At 71.7% G+C, this 10,367-nt stretch carries 9 protein-coding genes and 1 pseudogene; 5 read left to right on the plus strand and 5 right to left on the minus strand.

Annotated elements, in window-relative coordinates; genetic code table 11:
- A pseudogene (locus ACTIR_RS0109105) lies at positions 1-382 on the plus strand (hypothetical protein); the annotation flags it as partial.
- 6 nt (positions 383-388) lie between these two features.
- Here the strand turns inward: ACTIR_RS0109105 and ACTIR_RS0109110 are convergent.
- Positions 389-1,501 (minus strand): NAD(P)H-dependent flavin oxidoreductase, encoded by a 1,113-nt coding sequence (locus ACTIR_RS0109110; protein WP_026454029.1) that lies wholly within the window; start codon positions 1,499-1,501, stop codon positions 389-391.
- A gap of 21 nt (positions 1,502-1,522) precedes the next feature.
- Entirely contained in the window at positions 1,523-3,139 is a 1,617-nt protein-coding gene (locus ACTIR_RS0109115; RefSeq protein WP_026454030.1) for an acyl-CoA synthetase, read from the minus strand.
- Between the two features lie 73 nt (positions 3,140-3,212).
- Between ACTIR_RS0109115 and ACTIR_RS0109120 the strand changes: the two genes are divergently transcribed.
- Positions 3,213-4,001, plus strand: a complete 789-nt coding sequence (locus ACTIR_RS0109120) for a crotonase/enoyl-CoA hydratase family protein (RefSeq protein WP_026454031.1) — start codon at positions 3,213-3,215, stop codon at positions 3,999-4,001.
- A 107-nt stretch (positions 4,002-4,108) separates the two neighbouring features.
- On the opposite strand, the gene ACTIR_RS0109125 is transcribed toward ACTIR_RS0109120, so the two are convergent.
- On the minus strand, positions 4,109-5,683 hold the full coding sequence (locus ACTIR_RS0109125) for an acyl-CoA synthetase (protein ID WP_026454032.1): 1,575 nt from the start codon (positions 5,681-5,683) through the stop codon (positions 4,109-4,111).
- A gap of 103 nt (positions 5,684-5,786) precedes the next feature.
- Here ACTIR_RS0109125 and ACTIR_RS0109130 point away from each other — a divergent pair, with 103 nt between their 5' ends.
- From ACTIR_RS0109130 to ACTIR_RS0109140, 3 genes are read left to right on the plus strand one after another with little or no spacing between them, the layout of a single operon-like run.
- Positions 5,787-6,782, plus strand: a complete 996-nt coding sequence (locus ACTIR_RS0109130) for a Zn-ribbon domain-containing OB-fold protein (RefSeq protein WP_026454033.1) — start codon at positions 5,787-5,789, stop codon at positions 6,780-6,782.
- 10 nt (positions 6,783-6,792) lie between these two features.
- Positions 6,793-7,851, plus strand: a complete 1,059-nt coding sequence (locus tag ACTIR_RS0109135; RefSeq protein ID WP_026454034.1) for a thiolase domain-containing protein — start codon at positions 6,793-6,795, stop codon at positions 7,849-7,851.
- Positions 7,852-7,857: 6 nt separating this feature from the next.
- Entirely contained in the window at positions 7,858-9,018 is a 1,161-nt protein-coding gene (locus tag ACTIR_RS0109140; protein ID WP_026454035.1) for a thiolase domain-containing protein, read from the plus strand.
- Between the two features lie 100 nt (positions 9,019-9,118).
- Here the strand turns inward: ACTIR_RS0109140 and ACTIR_RS0109145 are convergent, their stop codons facing one another.
- Positions 9,119-9,754, minus strand: coding sequence for an AAA family ATPase (locus ACTIR_RS0109145; RefSeq protein ID WP_411431321.1), 636 nt, complete (start codon positions 9,752-9,754; stop codon positions 9,119-9,121).
- Complete coding sequence (locus ACTIR_RS0109150; RefSeq protein ID WP_026454037.1) at positions 9,672-9,977, minus strand: hypothetical protein; 306 nt, start codon at positions 9,975-9,977, stop codon at positions 9,672-9,674. The genes ACTIR_RS0109145 and ACTIR_RS0109150 overlap by 83 nt, the downstream gene beginning before the upstream one ends.
- Positions 9,978-10,367: the final 390 nt, after the last annotated feature.

The following is a 10,367-nucleotide window of genomic DNA, read 5'->3' on the forward strand; positions in this document are numbered from 1 at the left end:
GATGGCCCGGGACGGGCATCTGCCCCGGGGTCTGGCGGCCGTGCACCCGCGGTACCGGGTGCCGCACCGGGCCGAGCTCGCCGTGGGGGCGGTGGTCGCGGCCGTGGCCTCGGTGGCGGACCTGCGGGGCGCGATCGGGTTCTCGTCGTTCGCCGTGCTGGCCTACTACGCGGTGGCCAACGCGAGCGCCTGGACGCTCGGTGCGCGCCGGGTGGTGCCCACGGTCGGTCTGCTCGGCTGTGTGCTGCTGGCGTTCAGCCTGCCCACGACGTCGGTGCTCGCGGGCGTGCTCGTGCTCGCCGTGGGGGCCGTGGTGTACGGCGTGCGCCGGGCCGCACACCACGGCACCCACGGCGCCCCCGACAACGCCGGGAGCGGGTGAACCGCGTCAGGCGTGCCGGATGCGGGACACGCCGTCCACCGCCTGTTCGAACTGGCCCACCAGCTCGTCGACCACCTCGGCGACCGGGCGTACCTCGTTCAGCCTGCCCACGATCTGGCCCACCGGCATGGACACCACGGACGGGTCCGCGGCGGCGTGGATGCGGTTGTGCGCGGGCGAGACGAGCAGGTTCTGCAGCGGCATCGGCAGGGGCTCGGGGGCGTCGTCGGCCTGCCACGCCTCGGTCCAGCGGGTCTTGAGCAGCCGGGCGGGCTTACCGGTGTAGATCCGGGTGCGGACGGTGTCCGACGAGTCCGCCGCGACCAGCGCCTGCTGCACCGCCTCGGAGGCGGGCATGGTCTCCAGGTACTCGCGGGTGGTCAGCCACAGTGAGCCCGTCCACACGCCGTGCGCGCCGAGCGTCAGCGCCGCGGCGGCCTGCCTGCCCGAGCCGATCCCGCCCGCGGCGAGCACCGGGACCCGGTCGCCGACCGCGTCGACGATCTCCGGCAGCAGCACCATCGAGGCGATCTCCCCGGTGTGCCCGCCGGCCTCGTAACCCTGGGCCACCACGAGGTCCACCCCGTTGTCGACGTGCCTGCGGGCGTGTTCGGCCTTGCCGGCGAGCGCGGCCACCGGCACGCCGTGCTCGTGGGCCCGGTCGATGACGTCCACCGGTGGCGAGCCGAGCGCGTTGGCGATCAGCGACGGCCGGTGCTTGAGCGCCACGTCGACGTGCGAGCGGGCCACCGAGTGCAGCCAGCCGAGCACGCCCGCGCGTTCCTCGGTGTCCTCCGGCAGTTCCGGCACGCCGAGCTCGGCGAGGGTGCGCTCGACGAACGCACGGTGTTCGGCGGGGATCAGCTCGTTCAGGTCCATCGAGCTGCCCTCGGTGGGGATCTTCGACGGCATCACGACGTCGACGCCGTAGGGCCTGCCGTCGGTGTTGTCGTCCATCCAGGTCAGCACGTCGTCGAGTTCGTCGCCGTCGTTGAACCGGACGCAGCCGAGGACGCCGAGTCCGCCCGCCCGGCTGATCGCCGCGGCGACGTGTTCGGAGGGGGTGAACCCGACGATCGGGAGGTCGATGCCGAGCGTGTCGCACAGCGTGGTGCGCATGGTGATTCTCCTTCGCGGGGGTTACGCCTGCGACGCGTCCGTGGGCGGGTTCTCGGCCGCGTGTCGCGCGGCCCAGGTGTAGTCGGGCTTTCCGCTGGCCAGGCGGCCGATGGTGTCGACGACCCACACGCTGCGCGGCACCTTGTACCCGGCGATCTCGGTGCGCACGTGGTCCCGGACCGCGGCGAGGTCGAGGGTGGCGCCCGGGCGGGGTTCGAGGATCGCCCCGACACGCTGCCCGAGCCGCTCGTCGTCGACCCCGATCACGAGCGCGTCGAACACGTCCGGGTGCCCCTTCAGCGCGCCCTCGACCTCCTCGGGGAAGACCTTCTCCCCACCGGTGTTGACGCACTGCGAACCGCGGCCGAGCAGGGTGACGGTGCCGTCGTCCTCGTAGCGCGCGTAGTCGCCGGGCACGACGTAGCGGACGCCGTCGATCTCGACGAAGATCGTCTCGCTCTTGGTGGGGTCCTTGTAGTAGCCGAGCGGGACGTTGCCGCGGCGTCCGATCCGGCCCACGGCGCCCGGGGCGGGGTCGACCCGGTTGCCGTCGTCGTCGATGAGCACGGCGTCCGAACCGAAGTTCACCCGCGGCCCCGCGGAGTGGTCCGCCTCCTTCGACATCATGCCGATGCCGGTGAAGCCGCTCTCCGACGAGCCGATCGCGTCGGTGAGGACCACGTTCGGGAACGTGTCCAGGTACTGCTGCTTGACCGCCTGGGAGAACAGGGCGGCGTGGCTGGACACCGCCACCAGCGACGACCCGTCGTAGCCGCCGGAGCGGTAGGCGTCGATCAGCGGCCGGGCCATCGCGTCACCGACGACGGTGAGCACCTGCACCCCATGCCGGTCGATCTCGCGCCACACCTCGTGCGGGTCGAACTGCGGGGTGAACACGACCGTGCCGCCGGCGAACAGTGCCCCGAACGCCGCCCACTGCGCGGCGCCGTGGATCAGCGGGGCGACCGGGAACCGCACCATCCCGCCCTGTTTCGCCTGTTCGGCCAGCGCCCACTCGTCGGTGACGTACTCGCCGGTGACGAAGTCGATGCCGCCGCCGAGTGCCCGCCAGACGTCCTCGTGCCGCCAGACGACGCCCTTGGGGTAGCCGGTGGTGCCGCCGGTGTAGAGGATGTAGCGGTCGTCGGAGCTGCGTTCGCCGAAGTCGCGTTCGGCGGAGGCTCCCGCGAGCGCGGTCTCGTAGGCGACCCCGCCGTGGCGCTCGAAGTCGGCGTCCGAACCGTCCTCGACAACGACAACGTGTTTCACATCGGGTGCCTCGGGCAGGACCGCCGCGACCCTGTCCGAGTACTGCCGCTCGTGGACCAGAGCGACCAGGTCGGCGTTGGTGAACAGGTACCGCAGTTCACCGTGCACGTACCGGTAGTTCACGTTGATCGCGATGGCGCGGAGTTTGTACGCCGCGTACATCGTCTCGATCATCTCGATGGAGTTCCGCGAGTACACGCCGATGTGATCACCCTTGCCCACCCCGTTGGCGGCGAGGTGGTGGGCGAGCCGGTTCGCCCGCTCGTCGAGTCGGGCGTAGGAGACCCGCCGGTCCCCGCAGATGACCGCGGTGCGGTCCGGCACGGCGTCGACGGCGTGCTCAAGCAGATCCGCGATGTTGAAAGCCACCCGAACAAACTAGAACATGTTATCGTTCGCGGCAATGGTCGAGACTGGCGCCGAGGCGAACGGGAGGCCGCCGATGGAGCAACCGCACGCACTGGTCGAACAACGCGGGCACACCCTCGTGGTGACGATGAATCGGCCCGAGGCCCGCAACGCCCTGACCGGCGAGATGCTGGAGATCCTGGTCGAGGCGTGGGACCGGGTGGACACCGACCCGGAGATCCGCGCCTGCGTGCTGACCGGCGCGGGCGGGGCGTTCTGCGCGGGTGCGGACCTGAAGTCGATGAGCCGCAACAGCCCGTCCGAGTCGTTCTCCCGTGGCAGCTTCGACCCGAGCCGGATGGACGGGTTGCTCAAGGGCAGGCGGCTGAGCAAACCGCTGATCGCCGCGGTGGAGGGCCCGGCGATCGCGGGCGGCACGGAGATCCTGCAGGGCACCGACATCCGGGTGGCGGCCGAGAGCGCGAAGTTCGGCGTGTCCGAGGCACGCTGGGGTCTGTTCCCGCTGGGCGGGTCGGCGGTGCGGCTGCCGCGGCAGATCCCCTACACCCGCGCCGCCGAGATCCTGCTGACCGGCAGGCACCTCACCGCCGCCGAGGCCGCCGACATCGGGCTGATCGGCCGGGTCGTCCCGGACGGCACGGCGTTGGAGCAGGCGCTGGAGATCGCCGACACGATCGCCGCGAACGGCCCGCTGGCCGTGCAGGCGATCCTGCGCACGATGCGCGACACCGAGGGGATGCACGAGAACGAGGCGTTCAAGCTGGACGCCAAGTACGGCGTCGAGGTCTTCGCCAGCGCCGACGCCAAGGAAGGCCCCAAAGCCTTCGCCGAGAAGCGCACCCCGGAGTTCCACGCCCGCTGAGATGGTGCCGTGAAGGCCCCCTTGCCTGCGTCGGGTACCGTGAAGGACTCCTTCGCTGCATTCAACGCAGGCAAGGAGTCCTTCACGGCACACCCGCCGGCGCGGGGTCAGATGGCGCGGTCGTGGTTCTGCCAGTAGGGGTCGCGGAGTTTGCGTTTGTAGAGTTTGCCGTTCGGGTCGCGCGGGAGTTCGTCGACGTAGTCGATGCTGCGCGGGAGTTTGAACTTCGCGAGCCTGCCGCGGGCGTGCTCCAGCAGCTCGTCGGTGAGGGCGTCCGAGGGGTCGACGCCGTCGGCGGGCTGGACCACCGCCTTGATCTGCTCGCCCCGGTCCTCGTGCGGCACACCGAACACGGCCACGTCGGCGACCTTGGGGTGCAGCACCAGTTCGTTCTCGATCTCGGCGGGATAGATGTTCACCCCGCCGGAAATGATCATGTCGCTCTTCCGGTCGTGCAGGTACAGGTAGCCGTCCTCGTCGAGGTAGCCGACGTCGCCGAGGGTGAACAGGTCGCCCACCCGGGACTTCTCGGTCTTCTCCTTGTCGCCGTGGTACTCGAACGTCGAGGAGCCCATGCGCATGTAGACGGTGCCGGTCTCCCCCGGCGGCAGCTCCTCCCCGTCGTCGTCCAGGACCGTCACCACCGAGCCGGGCCAGGCCCGGCCCACCGAACCGGGCTTGCGCAGCCACTCCTCGCCGCTGATCACGGTGCCGCCGCCCTCGGTGGCCGCGTAGTACTCGGTGACCACCGGGCCCCACCAGTCCAGCATCCGCCGCTTGATCTCGTCCGGGCACGGCGCCGCGCCGTGCACCATGACCCGCAGTGACGAGACGTCGTAGCCCCCGCGCACGTCCTCGGGCAGGTCGAGCAGCCGGTGGAACTGTGTCGGCACCATGTGGCTGTGCGTGACCCGGTGCCGCTCGATCAGCCGCAGCATCTGTTCCGGCTCCCACTTGTCCATCAGCACCGCCGGGTGCCCGAGCTGCAGTGAGATGACGACGAAGTTCAGCACCGCGGTGTGGTACAGCGGCGAGCCGCACAGGTGGACGTGCCCGTCGAACGGCTGGATGCCGAAGATGGAGAAGAACCAGGTGGAGGCCACCGGCACCTCGTCCGGGTCGGCCCCGGTCAGCGGCCGCCGCACCCCCTTCGGCCTGCCGGTGGTGCCCGAGGTGTACAGCATCGGCGACCCGGCGGTGCGGACCTCCGGCCTGCCCGACCCGCCCAGCTCCGCCAGCTCGGCGACGGCACGGAAGCCGGGCACCGTGCCCACGGCGAACCGCGCCCCGGCCGGGATCCCCGCCTCGTCGGCGGCGGCCACGGCGGTGTCGGCGAAGCGCTCGTGCGCGAGGAACGCCTTCGCCCCCGAGTCGGTGAGGATGTAGGCGATCTCGGGGCCGACCAGGTGCCAGTTGGCCATGACGACGTAGAGCCCGGTCTGCAGGGCGGCGAAGTGGGCGGCGAGCAGCTCGGAGCCGTTGGGTTGCAGCACCACGATCGCGTCCCCGGTCTCCAGCCCCAGCGCGCGCAGGCCCCGCGCGTAGGAGTCGGCCTTCGCCACGAGGTCGCCGTAGCTGACCTCGGTGCCGTCCGGGTCGATCACCGCGGTGGTCGACGGGCTCTGCGCGGCGATGTTCCACAGCCCGATCGCGGGCGTCGTCGGTGGGGCGGTAGTAGACATACCGGCAAATTTAGAACGTGTTACAGATGCGGGCAAGACACAACGACCCGGACGACCATCGGGAATCTTGCGCCAGCTAAAGGAACGTGTTTCACTTTTGCCCGTGATTCCTGCCGAGACCGAGAAACCGCTGTCGGCACCGCTGGACGTCGGCTTCGACTACACCCGGTCGGTCGGCCCCGTCCTCGGCCGCTTCGTCAACGCGCTGCGTGAACGCCGCATCGTCGGCGTCCGGGGTTCGGACGGCCGGGTGCACGTCCCGCCGGTGGAGTACGACCCGGTAACCGCGGCGGCCCTGTCCGAGTTCGTCGAGGTCGCCGACGAGGGCACGGTCGTGTCCTGGTCGTGGGTGGCCGAGCCGCTGGAGGCGCAGCCCGTGCAGCGCCCGTTCGCGTGGGCGCTGATCCGCCTGGACGGGGCGGACACGGCCCTGCTGCACGCCGTGGACGCGGGCTCGCCCGCGGCGATGCGCACCGGGATGCGCGTGCGGGTGCGCTGGGCGGACGAGCCCGTGGGCCACATCCGCGACCTCGCCTACTTCGTGCCGGTCGACGACCCGCCGGGCGACCCCGCCCCGACCCCGGAACCCCCGCCGGTGGCGAAGCGGGAGGAGGGCGCGCCGGTCGACACGATCGTCACCCCGATCCACCTGAGCTACCGGCACTCGGTCTCCCCGGAGGAGAGCCGGTACCTGCGGGGACTGGCCGAGGGGCGGGTCCTCGGCCAGCGCTGCCCCGCCTGCGGCAAGGTCTACCTCCCGCCGCGCGGCGCCTGCCCCACCGACGGCGTGCCCACCGAGGAGGAGGTCGAGCTGCCGGACACCGGTGTGGTGACCACCTTCTGCATCGTCAACGTCCCGTTCCTCGGCCAGCGCATCAAACCGCCGTACGTCACCGCCTACGTCCTGCTCGACGGGGCCGACATCCCGTTCCTGCACCTGGTGCTCGGCTGCGAGGCCTCCGAGGTGCGGATGGGGATGCGGGTGCGCGCGTCGTGGAAGCCGCGCGAGGAGTGGTCCACGACGCTGGAGAACATCGCCCACTTCGAGCCGACCGGCGAGCCGGACGCGCCGTACGAGACCTACGCCCACCACCTGTGAGGGGAACACCATGAACGACGTGGCGGTGGTCGGGTTCGCGCAGGCGCCCAGCGTCCGGCGCACCGACGGCACCACCAACGGCGTGGAGATGCTCGTCCCGATCTTCACGCGGGTCTTCGAACAGACGGGACTGACCAAGTCCGACATCGGCTTCGTCTGTTCCGGCTCGTCGGACTACCTGGCGGGCCGGGCGTTCTCGTTCATCGCCGCGGTGGACGCGTTCGGCGCGTTCCCGCCGATCCACGAGTCGCACGTGGAGATGGACGCGGCCTGGGCACTGTACGAGGCGTGGCTGAAGATCCGGATGGGCGAGGTGGACACCGCGCTCGTCTACGGCTTCGGCAAGGCCTCGGCCGGGGACCTGCGCCGGGTGCTGGCGCTGCAGCTCGACCCGTACGTCACCGCGCCGCTGTGGCCGGACCCGACCGGGATCGCGGGCATGCAGGCACGGCTGGGCCTGGAGTCGGGCCGCTGGACCGAGAAGGACCTGGCCGGGGTGGCCGCCCGCAGCCGGCGCGACGCGGCGGACAACCCGTACGCCCAGGTCTCCGGCGAGACCGATGTGGACACCCTGCTGGCGGCCGACCCCGTCGCCGACCCGCTGCGGGCCCACGACATCGCCCCGGTCGGTGACGGCGCGGCGGTGATCGTGCTCGCCTCCGCCGAGCGCGCCCGGGAGATCGTCGACCGGCCCGCGATGATCAGCGGTATCGAGCACCGGGTCGACTCCGCGGCGCTGGGCGCGCGCGAGCTCACCCGCAGCCCGTCGACGGAACTGGCGGGCCGGGCCGCGGGCGCCGGCGACGCCCGGCTCGACGTCGCCGAGCTGCACGCGCCGTTCAGCCACCAGGAGCTGATCCTGCGCGAGGAACTGGGCCTGGGCGAGGACGTGCGGATCAACCCGTCCGGCGGCGCGCTGACCGCGAACCCGATGTTCTCCGCCGGGCTGATCCGGATCGGGGAGGCCGCACGGCACATCCTCGACGGCGGTGCCGAGCGGACCCTCGCGCACGCGACCAGCGGCCCCGCGCTGCAACAGAACCTGGTGGCCGTCCTGGAGAGGGGCTGAGAGGCCGTGGCCAAGAACCGTACCGCCGTGCTCGGCACGGGACAGACACACCACCGCTCCAAGCGCACCGACGTGTCGATGGCGGGCCTGCTCCGGGAGGCGGTCGACCGGGCGATGGCCGACGCCGCCGTCGACTGGGCCGACATCGACGCCGTGGTGGTCGGCAAGGCGCCCGACCTGTTCGAGGGCGTGATGATGCCCGAACTGGCGCTGGCCGACGCGCTCGGCGCGCCGGGCAAACCGCTGCTGCGCGTGCACACCGCGGGCTCGGTGGGCGGCTCCACCGCGCTGGTGGCGGCCAGTCTGGTGCAGTCCGGGGTGCACCGCCGGGTGCTGTCGGTGGCGTTCGAGAAGCAGTCCGAGTCGAACGCCATGTGGGCGCTGTCGATCATGCCGCCGTTCTCCATGCCGGTGGGCGCGGGCGCGGGCGGCTACTTCGCCCCGCACGTGCGCTCCTACATCCGCCGCAGCGGCGCGCCGGAGCACGTGGGCGCGATCGTGGCGGCCAAGGACCGGCGCAACGGCGCGCTGAACCCGTACGCGCACCTGCGACAGTCCGACATCACCGTGGACTCGGTGCGCGCCTCGCAGATGCTGTGGGACCCGATCCGCTACGACGAGACCTGCCCCTCCTCCGACGGTGCCTGCGCCGTGGTGCTCGGCGACGAGCAGGCGGGGGACGCCGTGCCCGGCGGCGCGGCGTGGATCCGGGGCACGGCGATGCGCACCGAACCGACCACGTTCGCCGGCCGCGACCAGGTGAACCCACAGGCGGGCCGGGACGCCGCCGAGGCGCTGTGGCGGGAGGCGGGCATCACCGACCCGCTGGAGCAGGTGGACACCGCCGAGATCTACGTACCGTTCTCCTGGTTCGAACCGATGTGGCTGGAGAACCTCGGCTTCGCCGCTGAGGGCGAGGGCTGGAAACTGACCGAGGACGGACAGACCGCGCTCGGCGGCCGCCTGCCGGTCAACCCGTCCGGCGGGGTGCTCTCCTCGAACCCCATCGGCGCGTCCGGGATGCTGCGGTTCTCCGAGGCGGCCAAGCAGGTGATGGGCCGGGCCGGGGACTACCAGGTCGACGGTGCCCGCACCGCGCTCGGCCACGCCTACGGCGGCGGCTCGCAGTACTTCGCCATGTGGCTGGTGGGCGCGGACAAGCCGTGACGGGGTAGGCCACGACCCCGGACGGAACGAGCCGCGGGGGACGACGACGTCGGGCACAACCGGGCGGAGTCGTCCCCCGCGGCCTGCTGCGCGATACGGGTCAGTCGGCAGACACCCGCTCGACGACGGCGTCGGCCAATGCCGAGGGCCCCGCCTCGCCGGAGTCGAGGAACACCGTGTCCCCCGGCATGTCGGCCCGCGCGGCGAGGCACCGCGTCACCTGACCCAGCCGCCACCGCCGGACCTCCGCGTCGCGCTCGGCATTGTCGGGCAGCAGCACCTGGTCGGTGATGCGGGAACGGAGGAGGGCCTCGTTCAGCGTGAGGAAGAAGTGCCGGACCGCGAGTCCCGCGGTGCGCAGCCCACCGAAGATCTCGTCACGATACTGCCTGCGCACGAGCGTCATCGGCACGACGAGAGGCCGCTGGTAGATCTCCGCGATCCGCGTCGCGGTGTCCACCGTCAGCGAGCGCCACACCGGAAGGTCCTGGAAATCGCCGCTCGGGGCGGGCGGGACCACCGACCGCAGCATGAAGCCGACCTCTTCCGGGTCGAACAGCATGGAGCCGGGGAACCGGTCGACCACGAGTTCCGACACGGTCGTCTTGCCCGCCCCGAACGGACCGTTGAGCCCTGCTGCCCGACCCCGGATCTCAGGCAGCGAGCTGCCGCCGAAGTTGGTCGAGTTCCTGCGCGATCCGCTCGACGATGCGCACCGGGGAGTCCGAGCCCGCACGCAGGTGGTCGAGGACCCAGCTGCGCACCAGTGCCGAGGCCGGAATCTCCAATGCGGCGGCCCACCGGTTCAGTTCGTCGAACTCCTCCGTACTCAACCGCACCGAAAGCACCTTGGCGCGCCCCTCCCCCGGCCGGGTGGCATGCCTCGACAACGGCGCGTCCGGAGCGCTCTCCGCCTCGTCCCGGTATTCCTGCAGCTCCTGCTCGGTGACCTCACTCATCGCCAGCTCCCTTCCAATACTGACGCCGCGGGGCGCCTCGCGTTTTCCACGCGGACGCCCCGCGCAGCACTCCGTCAGCCCCACGCAGAGCCACCACGGTGATGACCATACGTGCGGTCGGCGAGTAACCCACGATCCGCGCGCTGTTCGCGTGGGCGGATCGCGAGTCCGGCTCCTCCACCAGCCGGTCCAGTCATGGCTGTTGCGTGGGCGGCGTGGCCGGGCATTCTCCCGGGGGAGGTCATCGGTGTGGGGGCTGTTCCAGCACGCGGATCAGGCGGTGCAGGCGTGGGTCCCGGGCGGCGAGGCCGTCCGCGGCGAGGTTGACCGGGCCCGCGCAGCAGGGCGTACGGCCGCCAGGCGGCCGGGGTCAGGGTGCGCGGGGCACGG

Origin of the sequence: Saccharomonospora iraqiensis subsp. iraqiensis (assembly GCF_000430445.1) — a bacterium.
In the GTDB taxonomy this organism is placed as follows: domain Bacteria; phylum Actinomycetota; class Actinomycetes; order Mycobacteriales; family Pseudonocardiaceae; genus Saccharomonospora; species Saccharomonospora iraqiensis.

What these genes read in the sequence shown, in the direction of transcription:
- ACTIR_RS0109110 (WP_026454029.1), bottom strand. Translation starts at nt 1,501, where the DNA reads ATGCGCACCACGCTGTGCGACACGCTCGGCATCGACCTCCCGATCGTC.
- ACTIR_RS0109120 (WP_026454031.1), top strand. Translation starts at nt 3,213, where the DNA reads ATGGAGCAACCGCACGCACTGGTCGAACAACGCGGGCACACCCTCGTG.
- ACTIR_RS0109125 (WP_026454032.1), bottom strand. Translation starts at nt 5,683, where the DNA reads ATGTCTACTACCGCCCCACCGACGACGCCCGCGATCGGGCTGTGGAAC.
- ACTIR_RS0109135 (WP_026454034.1), top strand. Translation starts at nt 6,793, where the DNA reads ATGAACGACGTGGCGGTGGTCGGGTTCGCGCAGGCGCCCAGCGTCCGG.
- ACTIR_RS0109150 (WP_026454037.1), bottom strand. Translation starts at nt 9,977, where the DNA reads ATGAGTGAGGTCACCGAGCAGGAGCTGCAGGAATACCGGGACGAGGCG.